The organism is Pseudomonas sp. C7.1 (assembly GCF_056312395.1).
This window is the reverse complement of the sequence record NZ_JBWDTL010000001.1, coordinates 60,034-73,324: the sequence shown is the minus strand read 5'-3', so window position 1 is coordinate 73,324 and position 13,291 is coordinate 60,034. Positions and strand designations below refer to the sequence as shown.

The following is a 13,291-nucleotide window of genomic DNA, read 5'->3' as shown; positions in this document are numbered from 1 at the left end:
GGTTTTACCCTTGCTGACGACGGCTACTGGCCTAACGCGCAGAGCGTAAATTGCGTGGCCTGTTGTGAGCTTCCCCGCAAGGTAGTGCTTTATGACGCTCAGCGTGTAACGCATGGTCGCTTACCTATTCAGATTCAACATCGAGCACAGGCTTGAACCATGCCGGCCGGCAGTACCGGGTTGTGACCACACAGTAGTGGCCCAATCCTGTCCCCAGCGGCGGCACGACAAAAGCCGCTAACCACAAGTAGCCGGCTTCAACCAGCACGCATACGGTCGTAACGACCATCAACAGGCTGGCGATAATCAAGCAAGCAGTAAGGCTGATTACTACTCGATTGCTGAGTGCCTGGGCATGTTCCTTCCTGATTACTGTGATGAGGGCCATCGGGCTTCCTAGCCGGTTGCAGATCTGAATGTCGGAACAAAATCGAGGCTCAAATCTGTGCCTTGTGTCAGCAGCAAATTGGCATGGTCATGGCGGCCAGCTTCCCGGTGGTTCAGTCCAAAGGACTCGAATACCGGTAGACCAGAGCTCAGCGTTTTGACCGCAGGAATGCCAAGCGCATTACTGACCTGGGCCAGAGCTTCGTCAAGCGCCGGGCGGCGGTCCGACAACGGCAATTCCCCCACCACACGCGCCTCGCGCCAATAGGGCGAGCCATTCGTGTCCAGTGCCTCATAGGCCGGTCGCTGATTTTTCATTGATTGTTCTCTCGTCAATCGTAAGGGGCTCGGCGTCTCTTTGGTTATGGAGCGCACAACCATGATCACAGCAATCCTCGTGTGTCAGCAGCTGTATCACGCCCCAATACATACCTTCCCGTCAGATATCGGTTATGCCTGCGCGATAGGATGGTCACCGGTTTCTGATTGACTAGCTGGATCAGCGAAAATCGTGACCGGCATGTTTTCAGCTACCTCAAACCGGTAGCCATAGTCGTCATCGCTATGCTCGCCGGCGAGGTCTCCAGCACGGAGGTGATCAAGGGCATCCTCAAGTGCACCAATCAAGGCCGAGCGCTCGGTGTGGCGTGTACCTTGAGCCTGAACAGTGATTAATTTCAGCGGATAGGCGCTGTCCTTCCAGGACTCGTTGGAGCAGGCAAATGTGCGGATCGAGCTTCCTTCAAACAGCTCATGGCCAGGGCTTGTGTTACCGGCGATCGGGGCAGACCGTTCACCAGCAAACCATTTTTCATAGAGATGGGGTTCATCTTGTAGGCGAAGCTTGATGTCCGCATCATCAGCCAGTTGAATTTCGGTGATTTCTGCCCTGGGCACTAGGTTCCGCACTTGGAAACGCACCAAAAACCACAGTCCATCGCTCGTCCGGGCGACCTGAGTTAAATTCTGATAGTGCGGGCTGTGAGAAGGAGCACCGTTGGTGGTGCGAACGGCGATGGCATCGGCGCCTTTAATCCGATACCCATGTCGGAATACATCGACCTGAGATAGCACGGAGTTGATCGCTTTCAACCGAATTACAGTGGTCATATGCTGGAAAACTGAGGCCACACCTAGGGTGAGAAAAATTATTCCCACCCACCCGATGTCCAGGGCATAAAAAAGCGCTGCACCCAAAAACAACGCGATTCGGATGTTGAAGTCTCGTTTGCCAATCATTTGAGGGCTCTGGTCGTTAAGGTCGTTCACAAGCTGGAACTCCGTTTTCTAGTTGCAGTTACCCGCGAGCCTGTAGCCAGCCTTGTGGGCCTGGTCAGCACTTGCGAAGTCAACGCGGTTATTGATGCCAACGTGCTCATACGAGGGGCAGTCTGACCGGTGAAAAATCAACGAATTGCGGTTGCCTCGAACAGCACCAGCACCAGCCTCAATACCGACCCTGGCTTTTGCAGAGGCAAGGATTCCAGCAGGGGTTAACGCAGGCGCGGTTGCTGGCTTTATCGGCGTTCCGGTGGATGATTGGCTTTGCGCTGCTGTGACGGTTGGCACCCCTGCCGGCAAGCGAGTAGAGCCAAAGGTGACGAATACAGGCGCATGGTCTGAAACGTGAGCCCTGCTTTTCTCGTGGTTCCAGCCGATCAATTTCGGATAGTCGATGATTCCCGCCGATGTAAGCCCCAGCGCGCTGTGTGTTTGGCGACTAACCCAGATGTTGTCAAAGAGATTGGCCATGCGCCCTTCAACGCTGGAGAGCGTTGTAGCCCCATTCCTGATCAGCGGGCTCGCATGAACCAACAGATCACGCCATGCCGGGTGTGATGGCGGTAGATTGAAATCGCCGGTCAACAGAAGGGGCGTATTTGGGTAAGCGTCTGTGCTTAGCCATTCCCAATACGAGGCCAGGGCCTTAATTTCAGGAAGGCGGTCCTCCGTCGAATCCCCATAGAGGATGTGCACTGTGGCCACCGCGAAAACAGTGTTATCAGATAGCGACCTGAAACGTGCTGAAAATGGCTCGCGGATGAATTCCCGATTCATGTCGGCAAAAACTACCGCGCCGTCCTCGTATGCAATTGTGCTTTTCCGGTATAAAAAAGTGTACATCTCCTTGTAGTTCCGACTTCCAATAAGGTGGCTACTCAGCGCGCCCCACCCTTCACCGGTCACCTTTTCAAGCTCAATCCTTAGCCTGGTAACCCCTTCCTCAGACATGACCTCCTGCAATGCAATCAAGTCAGCTTTAGCTGCCACAAAGGCCAAAGCCTTGTAACTCGTCTGATTACCGTGCCCGAGTCTTTTGACGTTCCAGCTCGCCAGGCTGACCGCAGATACTGCACCTGAGAAACAAATGCTCGTAGCGATCGCTAAAGCGACTATCCACTTCCTCACGCACCCCCCCTGTCCGCCGAATCAGCGAATCCGTATGTTCAATTTGGTGCCCTGCGTCTCACCGTGATTGGTGGTCTTGTCCAGGTGCTTGTCGTACTCGTTCATCTTCCCGATCAGCTGCTGGATAGCTGCATTTAGGCGCCCGCTTGTCTCGGCACAAGACAGCGATGTTCTGAAACCGGTAATGCGCTTCAAAACCGTCTTGGATATGGCTAAACCGTTCTGAGCGTGCATCAACTCATGCGCTCGAAGCGCTCCTATGAACCGGGTCCATTCTGCGTTGACATTCGGCCGGCGCTGCCCAGGCGACAGCTTTGGCAGGATCATTTTGGTTTCCAGGTGAACAACCGGATTCCGGACGCTGCATCCGCCATCAGCTTCATTGAGTAAATCGTATGTAGCTCGGATTCCACTCTCCGTGACGGCGGCAAATGGCCCCCCAGCGGTTCTTATTGGGGTTCGGGAGAACATTGAAGTGTTGATGTCGATGATGGTCTCGCCATCCACCGGGTAATACTGGAGATCAAATTTGACGATGGGCTGCGGGTTTGCAGTTGCATGTCCTGATAGCAGCACCAGCGCTATCAGGCAGACGCCGATCCTACGCATCAGCTTGCAAGGCCTTCTGCACCTGATCTTCCAGGCGAGCGCGTTTCTTCATGAACCCATCAATGTCGCGCCTCTCTTGTTTGAGGATGACTCGTTTCCCTAGGTTTCTTTCCATCATCTGGGTAACTAGCCAGTCGGCTACCTCCAACGCTTTGGCGTGACCGGTCGCCCAGGCACTACGAAGGGTCTGGACGGCTTTCATGTAATCGCCGCCCTCGATCTGCGCTTCTGCTGTGAGGAAGTTTGCCTGTGGATCGTGCAAGTCCGAAGCCTTCTGGATCAGTGCAAGCCCCTTCCCTGGCTGCCCCATCTGCAACAGCAAAATCCCGTAGTCGGTGATGGCTGGCGGATATCCAAATTCGGCGGCTGCTTTGAGGAAGTTGAGCGCTTCGGAACTGTCACCCTGCGCGATGGCTTCATGACCAAGGGCGTAGGCAGAAAGTGGATGGCGTGTTGCGATGTCTTGGTAGATGGCCACTGCCTTTGGCCTTGTAGTACCACTGACCCTGCTTTCATACCCTCGCGCCAAAGCAATACCAGCATCCAGCACCCCGGCTTCAAATGCCTCGGTCAAGAGCTCAATCACTTCGTCACGCTTCTTTGGTTCTTTGGGCAATCCTGTGTTGAAAGCCAACCGCACTCGGGCCGCCCACAAGACCAACTCAAAACTAGTCCCCGGCATGCTGGCTCTAAGGGCATCCCACAGTTGCGCAACCACCTGTAGTACGCGCGGCTGATCGACCTCGGAGAGTACAAACCCCGTTACCTGGTCTACCGCCATATTGCCGAGAAGCCCAACCGGAATAATCCGGTTGAAGGCCACTCCATTGATACGGGAGCCAAAGGTCCATGGATTGAGGCTGGCCGCTTCAATTCGAACCAAACCAACGGCAGCTCTCACGGTGGCTACGTCGAGGGGCTGAATGGACTTTGTGGTTGGTGCAAGTCGGCACAGCAGTGCGCCCCACCCACCGTCCACCCCGAGGTCTTTGCTCGAAATGCCGAAGTTGTTAACTGCGACAGTGCCCCGCGCCAGCCGGCCGCCGAGAAGTTCAAGCTGCCAACCATGGTTGCAGATCATGTAGTTCTGGATGTGCAGATCGAGTTCGTTGTAGGCGCAAGCGATCACTGGAACGCCAGACCGGGCCAAGCATTTGGCCGTTTGGAAGCTATCGGGGTCTTCTTTGGTTTCAGTTGCGGGGTGAATCCATACCACTGCATCAATTGCAGGCTCACTGCCGGCCTGGAAGTCTGTGTGACTGACTACCGTAGAGGGTCTAAGCCCAATCTGCTCCCCCAGTGGGTACAGGGTGCTGTAGGGGCTTTCATCTTGAGTTTGGAAGACTTCGATCACGGCACCATTGCCGAGGAAGTCGCCAGCGAATGGAGCCCACATTGCGCGATCCATTCGGGTGATTGGGTCACTTCCGAGGATCAGGACGCGCGTGGTCTTACCCGCTGTTTCGACTCCGAGGCCCAATAGCGCCTTGGCAATCAAGGAGGCGGGGGCCATAAGTGAGGCGCAGTCCCCAGCGGTAAGGCGAACATTGCTTTGAATATTTCGGGCATTGATTTCTGACTGCATGTACTTGAGCCATGCAGCAGTCACGTCGCCAAGGTTGCGCGCTTTCAGGAAGGCATTGCTTAGGTTCACATCCGGTCCCCAACAGGTTTGGGGCTAGTTTGCCGACCTCGGGGGTAGTCGCAACCGAATGGGGGTGTATTTCCGCACCGGGGAATCAGGGAGCGCCAGATCAGGGATTTTCTTGGCTACGTTTCATACCCCCGACGTACCACGCCATGTACACAATCCCAAGGCAGATGCAGGCTAAACCAAAGTATATAAAGTAGGTTTCAGCTGGAGAGTATCCAGTCGGCAATCCGTTATTTAAAAACACTATAACTATAGTCAATAGCCCAGCGAAACATCCTAGAAAAATCACTGACCACTTTAGAATATAAGCGAAGCCGCCAATTATCCGGACCAGGCTAGCTTTCACTGGCTCTGACATCCTTTCAAAGGATTGACCTCTCAGGGGCATTTTAGCCGCAAGGTTTCTGGCATCTTCCTGCCACTTGCTCAATGCACTGGATTCAGTTTCACCGCGTGCCTTAACTGATTTACCGCGAAAGTTTGCCCTTGCTCGGTATGGGAATGCCGAATTACCTTTTTCGACTGAAACAATAAAATTCTCACCGTCTATTTGTACTGTGTGCTGTCTTGGACCGCTCATTGTTTAATCCTTAACTACTCGGCAATTCAAGCTGCCCGGTGATTACTAAGACAGCTATATAGGATACAAGTGATAATACGAACAGCAACGTACAAGCACGCCAACCCCCAACAGGACTAATACCACACGCGGCCGAAATTATTCCTGCTGAAACCGCCGCAACCATAGGGAAGGCTGTATTTATTGCTCGCCCATCAAAATAGGCTGCTGCCACATTTATCAGGAAGAAACTCACGATAATAGTTGTGGCTAGCCCCAGCTGGCTCGGCGAAGGATGTTTGACCTCGACACCAAAAATCTTCAAACCTGTTGTCCTCCTAAGCTGCAAACCTTGCGCGCCCACATGTAGATAATCGCTACGGCAAAGAATGGCGCGGCACCGATTGCGGCGTAGGGATAAACCACATCGACTGAATTTCTGATTACAAACAGCGATTCAATCCCGGAGCTGAAAAATGGAATCGAATTTCCAATCGTTGCGCCAACCAGAAATAGCGCCTGAACAATAACGAAAAGTATGGCAATAGCCGAAAAAATCAGAAACTGAACCCACAGAAACCCCTTCATAGAAGGCACAAACTCGCTGGACCACCATGGGCGAATTCCGTTCACGAACGTCTTTGCACTGCAAGCTGTCTTGTTACCTTCAATAGTATTCATAGTCGATTCCTTTAGATGCTTCGGCACCTGACGTGCCGGGGGTTCCGATGGCAGGATAACGACCCCGCAACAAATCCCAACCCCATATGCAATTCTCCCACAGCCTCAGAACGGCATGCTCCCAAAACAGGCGAAAATGCGATTAGTGATAGGCGACTGGACTCATCGAAAGCGAAAGGATAGCCAGGCCGTCCTGGTTACCTAACTGTTTTGAACCCCCAATCGAATGAGCACAGATGCTGCACAGGGTAGGCTTGATTCCTACCCTGACACTGGAGCTTCCACGTGAATCTAGACATCATCGCATCCGCCCTCGAAATTGCTGTCTCTGGTTTGAAAGCTGTATCTATCACCATTCCAGATTCCTCAATTCGTGCCTCAGTCGAGGCTCAAATTGCGTCGCTTGAAGACCTGACGCACCGCATCAATCATGAGCCATTCGATGATGCATCGAGCGCGACTATCGCATTCGTCCTGGAAACCGAAGAGCCTCTGGCATTTCTACGGTTGTGGAATGAAGGTGAATTTGAAACATTGCGGCGCGAATGGCCAGAAGCCCCGGATGCCGTTTATATCGGCGCCGACACTCTTTTCGTGCCGTCTTCGAGGGAAGGTGCCTAGTCTCACGCGCCAGGCTGACCAGTCATGTGCGGGTGATCTGTAAACGACTGATTAAGTCGTTACAGTGGACAACAGCCCCCACAAAGGAACCGTGCAATTGAGCATCCACCTCAACGCTTTTCAGGGTGCGAAAGAGATTATTTCGCGCCTAGATACCGAGCTAAAAGCCCTTGCTGCCGATTTGCGGAGGCACGGGGGCGATATACGGGTGGACGCGATTTGGAGCATTCCACTCCGAAATACCAAAACAGTTGACGCGGACGCAGTAATCACACCGATTGAGCTAACCGGAATTGAGGCTGCTTCCTTTGCCATCTCGGTGCTGACAAACATTTGGCTGAGCATCGGCCAAAGCAATCGGGAAACACAAAGGGGCCCAGGCGTCATCGGAATGCCTTCACAACTTCTTGATCAGGTGCGGGCAACAAATGACCTTCGAGCTGAACTGATCGCGATCATGGCCCCTCTCACGCAAGCTGAGCGCACCAAAATCTGGGAGCGAGAGAAATTCATATCGGCTCTACAGACTCAGCGCATTACGCCAATTCTGAATGACCCCCTTGCTGTCCGGTTTTACTGGGACAAAAGCGTATCCATCAAGCGCTCAGCTGCTGGTGATCTGTTGAAAACCTACAAGACCATTCTTGAAGGTGCACACGGCAGCGCTGATGTCAGCTTGGTGTCTCTGCACGAAACCGATGCATACCGGAAGTACGCTTTCGCTCGCGATGTGCTTATTGACCTCGAAGCGAGCGAACCTATTGCGATATATCGCCCAGGCCAGCCTCACGTGCGGGCAAGGGTCCATGATGGCGATGGCGTTTACATTACCGCCACATCAACACCGTTCGTTTACGACATTGCCACGTCAAAAGCGCCAGCCATCAAGAAGCTAGACGCATACGACCCTAAGGCCAAGGCTGATTCACCCCGCTCCATGCGGGCAAAGGTTCAAGTGGAGCCATTTTGCGAAAAGCTTTTTCTCCACCGCTATCTCAAAGAGCATCGAGTGCCGATTACTGATACTGAGGATGAGGCAAAGGCCAAAAAACCCGAGCGGCATCAGCGCAAGATTAAGGCTCAGCCAAATGAATAACTCCACCGACACCCCGCACTCTGTTGACCCTCAAACCTTTCAGTGCATCGGTCACTTGAAGGCAATGTTGGCCACCGACAACGAAGCCGCACGGTCAGAGGCGTTCGCCGAACTGGTCTCCCTCGCGACGAATAGGCATCCAGAAGCAATGTTGTACGTTGCCCGTTGCCTCATTGTTGGCCGTGGTGTTGATGAAGATCGGCAAGCGGGGCATCAGTGGCTGGAATTAGCCGCAAACTGTGAGTCAGCCTCGTGCATTGCCGTCTATGAATATGGCTTGGCCCATATTCATAGGGAGCTTGATTTGTCCTATCCGCACCTGGGAATCGACCTACTGGTTAAAGCGGAAGCCAAAGGCCACAAATTTGCGATGACCGACCTTTTACAACTGTGCAACCGGCCGCCATACGAACAAGCTGCCCGGAAAGCGATTTACCGTCACCTCGCGAACAGAGCGGCTGAGCCCGGTGCGGGGGTTGCTGCCGGCGAGACATTCAAGCTCTTTTGCGAAAACTTCAAACATCTCGATCTCCTGGATTCCTGATCATGTACGAAACTCAGTTCAAGCGACTCGTCTCTAGCTTGCCCTTAAATCTTTCCGACAGCGAAGCCAGCTCGATCCTTGCGCGCGCCTATGGCCGTGAGTCCTATGACCCCGCTACAGGAAAGCTCGGCCCATCTGTAACAGGCTTGCAGCCCATCAGCGAACCCTCTGCCCTACTCAAAGAGGACAGCTCTCACCAGATGATGGAGTTCCTTCGGATGGCGGTAAACCTGTCTCTACCGGGCCTTGGGGATGTTCGCAAGGGTATTGGTGAGAAGGTGTTGGTATCGACCATGTGGGGCTTCCAGAACTTTGATGCCTTGGTGAATTACGCGCGCAATGATCCAGTTGACCCCTCCAGCGTCCAGCCTGAGATGCTTGAAAAGTTTCGGGTTCGTTATGGCTACTACGCGCCAATCCAGGTGATCCTGGGTCGAGGCTTTTATGAGAACGCTCTACTTATCCATACCGATAGCGGCACCCTTTCCCGCTACATCAATCAGGAAGTCGCACTGAACCCTAAGACCGGGACTCGTGTGGCCATAGTGCGTACCAACCCCAACGGGGATGGCTGGCTGAACCTGTACCTGAACACAATGCGCGTGTATCGCGGGGCGCTTCAAGAAAACCACAGCTCTATTCTTTTGGGTGCGGCAGATGAAACAACAGACACCTTCGTATCGATTGTTCCGGCCAGAACGTACAAGTTGTCGGCACTGGTTTCGGCACACCTCAATGCTCTCAGCCGACGTTCGCCGGCCGGTCGTGCACTCATCATCGATGGCGTAGAGATTGATCACGACATTGCCGATATCGACCACGCTTTAGCATTAGCGAAAAGCGTTGGCATCAATGTGGTGCTTACTCAGCTTGCCCCTAACTCCGAGCTTTGGGATCGATTCGGTGTTCGAATGGTTTTTGATTTCGACCGTAACCTCGAAACCTCAGACCTTGAGATGGATTCAGTCTTGGTAGGGGCAGCCCCGTACATCGGCACCAAGCGCAACAAGATGCAGTACGCATACCACTCAGCTGAGACCGGGCTTCGTTACGCCGCGATGGACCTGATCCCTGATGACACCCCTGCTGGTGGCAATATCATAGGAACCAACTTCTCCAAGAAACGAGGCTGACATGCGGTTCCCCGCCGTCGTAATACTGCTTGCATTGAGTCCTGCTGCAATGTGCCTTGAATACCAGCACATCGAACGGCCAGGGCAACTGGTGGTGCGCGCAGAGGTCAATGCAGGCATGTACGACTCCTGCGGAACTCGCGAAACGCCGCATCTCATTGAGCACCTATTGCTCTCTGAAACTCAGTTCGGCACAACCCCGGCTGATCTTGTTCTCGCAGCAAACCGCCTCGGCGTTCAAGTATCGGCTATCACACGCCAGGACTTCACCGAGTTCACTCTGGTTGGCCATGCTGCTGCTGGGGAGAGCATGGAGCAGTTAATGGCTGCAATCCTTGGGCGCCGGGAGCTGCCTACTGAACTCCACCGAACGTGAGGTTAAGGCGATCCTGCGCGAGCTGGGCCAGCAGGAGGACTATCGCAGTGAGCCTCACTACTTCGAGACCTTTGCAGCGAACTATGGCGCACCAGCACCGTGCCCCCCTGACCCTCAACCTCTGAGATTGTTTTCGCATGCGAAAACTCAAGAAGCATACGATCGGCTTTACACTCAAGCGAACATCAACCTTGTAGTGGTTGGTCCGACCTCGGGGTTGAATCTGCAACGTCTAGTTGCCTCGATCGCAAGCACCCGGCCACTGGGTAGCCCAATCAAGAGGGCAGCTTCGCCGAAAGCAACTGCTAAAACTGAACCACGTACTGTCGAGGTGGGGGGCAATGGCGAGGGAGTTCTCGAAGTGCTAGTCGCGATCCCAGGTCGAGATGTACTCCCGTCAGCCGTAGGAAAGATCATCGCTGAGCGATTCAAACTGGCTGTTCAGGCCGCGCTGCGCAAGAACGCCGACGCATACGCGGTCAAATCAGTTCTGCACCAGTCGAATACGGCCGGCTGGCTCAGCCTTACTGCCCCAGTGAAGGCCGCACTGCCTGACGCATTGCTTGATAGCGCCATTGGCTCAGTCATTTCCGAGGCGGAACGCCTGGAAGAAGATCGCTTTCTGACACGCGCTGTCTTCACCAACATAGACATCGCCGAGTCACCAGAACTTGCCTTGATGGCAGATGCGCTGAGGGAAAACCTGTATTTCAAAGCCATCAGCGGGAATTCTGTCACGGGCTCTGTAAAAAATATGCACTCAGCAAGCCGGGTATGGCCCTTTGCCAGTCATGGCATGCTCTATGCTTTAGCTCTATGTGTGTCAGGTTTCTGTCTCTGCCTGCTTCTGTTCTCTTGTAGGGAAAGCCTACATTTGTGGTGGAAACCGACAAAGTGATAGTAAAAAGATACTAGATGGACTGGCGTGGAGCGTAAAATATCTGCATCATTAGTTCATCAGGTCTCACTGGCGCTTGTCACTGAAATGATCTAGCTTTTGATGACTTACAATTTTTGGGGAATCGCAATAGGCCTCATCTCCTAACTCACCCCCCTCTAACCTGTCTGTGGTGCACCGCGATTCCCCGTCCTACAAAAAAGCCCCGCTCTTGCGGGGCTTTTTTTCGGCCATGTTTTCTGGTTTCGCTAGATTGCTTCCTTGAAGCGATCACTGAGCGTTTCCAAGAAGGTCAATTCGAGACTTGCAGTCGCCGGGACGTTTATCGCGACACCCACCTTGTACATGCCCAGCTTATGGTCCTTGGCAATGTTCGCGACCGTACCATCGAAAAGCATCTCTTGGCCTTCCTTCTCGACCATCTTGAACTCGATGCTGTCGCCGATGCTCAGATTCTTCTCCGTTAGTACCATTGCCCCAGCTCTGGACAAGTCCTTTATCCGGCACTTCGTCCATCCGGTTAGTTTGGCAATAAAGGTCTTGCCACGAATTCCCTGGCTGGCCATTGCGCCTTCCGGAACTACGTAACGCTTAAATCGGCGATCGGCTTCACTCATACTGCATCCTCATGATCGAAGCGGAATTGACCAGCAATCCGGTGCGCTACGCTTCGAGAAATCATTATTCTGTACATCATCGCTACGTTAGTACCGCAAACGCGCTACCTACTTGCTGCGAGTTTATAGAGGCGCAAGGGCGCTTCCACCGAATTGGTGGTCAAAAACGACAACTCCAGAAACTGAATGGCTCCCCCCCCGATTTCCCAAGGAATTCCCCGATGTTGGCTGCGTTATCAAACTGGAAAGCCCGTACTACGCAAAAACTTACCACCAGGCTCCAGGTTTGTTGGCCGGCTGTCCAAGCTCTAGAAGTCGAGGACATTGGTGAGCTGTTTCGCTTCACCCAACGGCAGGCTGCACAGCTTTCTCCTGATGATTCGGTATTCGCCATCCTTCGGGCCCGATCGCAAGTAGCTTCGCTTGAACGAGCGATTTACCACCTAAGCCAGGTGTCAAAGTGATTCACACCCTGAAAAAGACCTGAAAAACGGGCTCCCATTTGCACTATTAGGACAAATAGTGCGTTGGTGACTGAGCCCCTATGTATAACTCTGCGAAAGAATTACCCGCCTGGGACTTAGCCGATCCGAAGTCAATGCGGGTTCGGTTCACCTCTGCAAGCTTCTACGTGATCATCGACAGCATCACCTCCGACGCAGCACGCTCAACCGCCCAGCGTATCAAGCAATCAATTCTGGCCGATCCCGAGGTCAGGGTGCGTGGCCCTCTCGCTCTGCCCACTGAGCGTCGCCGGCACATGGTAATGCGTGAAATGAAAGGCCAACACGGCAAACCAATGTACCTATCGAAGCCCAAACGATTCCGAAACGTCCTTCTCGTTATCAAACCGACCTCCAGCTCCATAGCCAATTTGATAGCCCTCCCCCTCCCCAAGTCAGTCAACGTCAAGATTGAGCTCTACCAGGGGCAGTTCGAGTTAAAGGATGACTTGGTATGAAGACGCCGGTTACCGCATTAGACCTGCCGGCGCCTGGCTGGATAGCCGAAAGCCCGGCATTCATGAGTGCATGGGCCAAGTGCCTGATCAGCGCCAGCAGGTTGGGAAAGATCACGAACTACTCTCGTGGGGACGAAATACAGGCATCACCTGGTGCCCTGTTCTTCATCATCCGTGGTTGTGTTGTTGCCACCTCCCCTGCCTCTGATGAGGACGCAAGCCCGGTTTTCCTTGGTGTGTTAAAGCGCGGTGAGATGGTCACCCCGGTCATCAGCAACACTATTCAAGTCAGCCTTAAAGCTCGCTCTCCCACCATTCTCTTGACAGTGCCTGCGGCGCGCATGGGCGAGTTCGAGGCCGACACTGGGCTTTCAGGGAAGCTTCTTCTAGCGCTAGAAGTAGAGTTGGCCAGGATTTACGCGGCAGCAGCACAAGCCACCACTCTCCGAGACCAAGGGAAAATCCTGCGGGTTATAGAAATACTGGCTCAACACCCTGAATCCCACCCGACAGCGGCGGGTCGTGAGATCGAGGCCAGCAAGGATGAAATCCGAACCTTGGCAGGCGTGCACAAGCGATCGGCGACCAGAGCTTTCCAGAATCTTGAACAGGCCGGCGTCGTCATGTTCAACGGCTACAAGCGGGTCTACTTCACGGGTGGTAGCGCATGAGCCACACATCGAAGAGTGTTGGAGCAAGCAAGCTTGCGCAATACGCAGCAGACCCCATCTCAGTAATCAAGCCCA

17 protein-coding genes are annotated in these 13,291 nt (G+C 53.6%); 8 read left to right on the top strand and 9 right to left on the bottom strand.

Annotated elements, in window-relative coordinates; genetic code table 11:
- Positions 1–124 precede the first annotated feature (124 nt).
- The 8 genes from AC0T4W_RS00350 to AC0T4W_RS00315 all read right to left on the bottom strand — a co-directional run bounded on the left by AC0T4W_RS00350 (position 125) and on the right by AC0T4W_RS00315 (position 6,299).
- Positions 125–388 (bottom strand): hypothetical protein, encoded by a 264-nt coding sequence (locus AC0T4W_RS00350; RefSeq protein ID WP_476314565.1) that lies wholly within the window; start codon positions 386–388, stop codon positions 125–127.
- Between the two features lie 8 nt (positions 389–396).
- Positions 397–705, bottom strand: a complete 309-nt coding sequence (locus tag AC0T4W_RS00345) for a hypothetical protein (RefSeq protein ID WP_476314562.1) — start codon at positions 703–705, stop codon at positions 397–399.
- A 132-nt stretch (positions 706–837) separates the two neighbouring features.
- Positions 838–1,656, bottom strand: a complete 819-nt coding sequence (locus AC0T4W_RS00340) for a hypothetical protein (RefSeq protein ID WP_476314559.1) — start codon at positions 1,654–1,656, stop codon at positions 838–840.
- A gap of 18 nt (positions 1,657–1,674) precedes the next feature.
- On the bottom strand, positions 1,675–2,796 hold the full coding sequence (locus AC0T4W_RS00335; RefSeq protein ID WP_476314556.1) for an endonuclease/exonuclease/phosphatase family protein: 1,122 nt from the start codon (positions 2,794–2,796) through the stop codon (positions 1,675–1,677).
- Between the two features lie 21 nt (positions 2,797–2,817).
- On the bottom strand, positions 2,818–3,405 hold the full coding sequence (locus AC0T4W_RS00330) for a DUF922 domain-containing protein (RefSeq protein WP_476314553.1): 588 nt from the start codon (positions 3,403–3,405) through the stop codon (positions 2,818–2,820).
- A complete protein-coding gene (locus AC0T4W_RS00325) occupies positions 3,398–5,059 on the bottom strand; it encodes a tetratricopeptide repeat protein (RefSeq protein ID WP_476314550.1) in 1,662 nt (553 codons plus the stop codon). The genes AC0T4W_RS00330 and AC0T4W_RS00325 overlap by 8 nt, the downstream gene beginning before the upstream one ends.
- Positions 5,060–5,159: 100 nt before the next feature.
- Positions 5,160–5,639 (bottom strand): hypothetical protein, encoded by a 480-nt coding sequence (locus AC0T4W_RS00320; protein WP_476314548.1) that lies wholly within the window; start codon positions 5,637–5,639, stop codon positions 5,160–5,162.
- 300 nt (positions 5,640–5,939) lie between these two features.
- Positions 5,940–6,299, bottom strand: coding sequence for a hypothetical protein (locus AC0T4W_RS00315; RefSeq protein ID WP_476314545.1), 360 nt, complete (start codon positions 6,297–6,299; stop codon positions 5,940–5,942).
- A 285-nt stretch (positions 6,300–6,584) separates the two neighbouring features.
- On the opposite strand from AC0T4W_RS00315, the gene AC0T4W_RS00310 reads away from it, so the two are divergent.
- From AC0T4W_RS00310 to AC0T4W_RS00285, 6 genes are all read left to right on the top strand, one after another.
- Entirely contained in the window at positions 6,585–6,920 is a 336-nt protein-coding gene (locus AC0T4W_RS00310; protein ID WP_476314542.1) for a hypothetical protein, read from the top strand.
- Positions 6,921–7,017: 97 nt separating this feature from the next.
- Positions 7,018–8,016 carry a DNA replication terminus site-binding protein gene (locus AC0T4W_RS00305; RefSeq protein ID WP_476314540.1) on the top strand — a complete coding sequence of 333 codons (999 nt, stop codon included), beginning with the start codon at positions 7,018–7,020 and terminating at the stop codon, positions 8,014–8,016.
- Positions 8,009–8,560: an SEL1-like repeat protein gene (locus AC0T4W_RS00300; RefSeq protein ID WP_476314537.1), complete on the top strand. Its 552-nt coding sequence runs from the start codon at positions 8,009–8,011 to the stop codon at positions 8,558–8,560. The genes AC0T4W_RS00305 and AC0T4W_RS00300 overlap by 8 nt, the downstream gene beginning before the upstream one ends.
- Positions 8,561–8,562: 2 nt before the next feature.
- A complete protein-coding gene (locus AC0T4W_RS00295; protein WP_476314535.1) occupies positions 8,563–9,693 on the top strand; it encodes a hypothetical protein in 1,131 nt (376 codons plus the stop codon).
- 1 nt (position 9,694) lies between these two features.
- Positions 9,695–10,069, top strand: coding sequence for a hypothetical protein (locus AC0T4W_RS00290; protein ID WP_476314532.1), 375 nt, complete (start codon positions 9,695–9,697; stop codon positions 10,067–10,069).
- Complete coding sequence (locus AC0T4W_RS00285) at positions 10,029–10,967, top strand: hypothetical protein (protein WP_476314529.1); 939 nt, start codon at positions 10,029–10,031, stop codon at positions 10,965–10,967. The genes AC0T4W_RS00290 and AC0T4W_RS00285 overlap by 41 nt, the downstream gene beginning before the upstream one ends.
- Before the next feature lie 248 nt (positions 10,968–11,215).
- Here AC0T4W_RS00285 and AC0T4W_RS00280 read toward each other — a convergent pair whose 3' ends face one another.
- Positions 11,216–11,584 carry a PilZ domain-containing protein gene (locus tag AC0T4W_RS00280; protein WP_476314527.1) on the bottom strand — a complete coding sequence of 123 codons (369 nt, stop codon included), beginning with the start codon at positions 11,582–11,584 and terminating at the stop codon, positions 11,216–11,218.
- 544 nt (positions 11,585–12,128) lie between these two features.
- Between AC0T4W_RS00280 and AC0T4W_RS00275 the strand changes: the two genes are divergently transcribed.
- Positions 12,129–12,545: a 30S ribosomal protein S10 gene (locus tag AC0T4W_RS00275; RefSeq protein WP_476314524.1), complete on the top strand. Its 417-nt coding sequence runs from the start codon at positions 12,129–12,131 to the stop codon at positions 12,543–12,545.
- Entirely contained in the window at positions 12,542–13,216 is a 675-nt protein-coding gene (locus AC0T4W_RS00270) for a cyclic nucleotide-binding domain-containing protein (RefSeq protein WP_476314521.1), read from the top strand. Before AC0T4W_RS00275 ends, AC0T4W_RS00270 begins: the two co-directional genes overlap by 4 nt.
- Positions 13,217–13,291: the final 75 nt, after the last annotated feature.

Bases quoted from the DNA above. Each gene is read 5' to 3' on its own strand.
- AC0T4W_RS00330 (WP_476314553.1), bottom strand. From the start codon at position 3,405: ATGCGTAGGATCGGCGTCTGCCTGATAGCGCTGGTGCTGCTATCAGGA.
- AC0T4W_RS00270 (WP_476314521.1), top strand. From the start codon at position 12,542: ATGAAGACGCCGGTTACCGCATTAGACCTGCCGGCGCCTGGCTGGATA.
- AC0T4W_RS00275 (WP_476314524.1), top strand. From the start codon at position 12,129: ATGTATAACTCTGCGAAAGAATTACCCGCCTGGGACTTAGCCGATCCG.
- AC0T4W_RS00345 (WP_476314562.1), bottom strand. From the start codon at position 705: ATGAAAAATCAGCGACCGGCCTATGAGGCACTGGACACGAATGGCTCG.
- AC0T4W_RS00315 (WP_476314545.1), bottom strand. From the start codon at position 6,299: ATGAATACTATTGAAGGTAACAAGACAGCTTGCAGTGCAAAGACGTTC.
- AC0T4W_RS00290 (WP_476314532.1), top strand. From the start codon at position 9,695: ATGCGGTTCCCCGCCGTCGTAATACTGCTTGCATTGAGTCCTGCTGCA.
- AC0T4W_RS00350 (WP_476314565.1), bottom strand. From the start codon at position 388: ATGGCCCTCATCACAGTAATCAGGAAGGAACATGCCCAGGCACTCAGC.
- AC0T4W_RS00295 (WP_476314535.1), top strand. From the start codon at position 8,563: ATGTACGAAACTCAGTTCAAGCGACTCGTCTCTAGCTTGCCCTTAAAT.
- AC0T4W_RS00320 (WP_476314548.1), bottom strand. From the start codon at position 5,639: ATGAGCGGTCCAAGACAGCACACAGTACAAATAGACGGTGAGAATTTT.
- AC0T4W_RS00280 (WP_476314527.1), bottom strand. From the start codon at position 11,584: ATGAGTGAAGCCGATCGCCGATTTAAGCGTTACGTAGTTCCGGAAGGC.
- AC0T4W_RS00300 (WP_476314537.1), top strand. From the start codon at position 8,009: ATGAATAACTCCACCGACACCCCGCACTCTGTTGACCCTCAAACCTTT.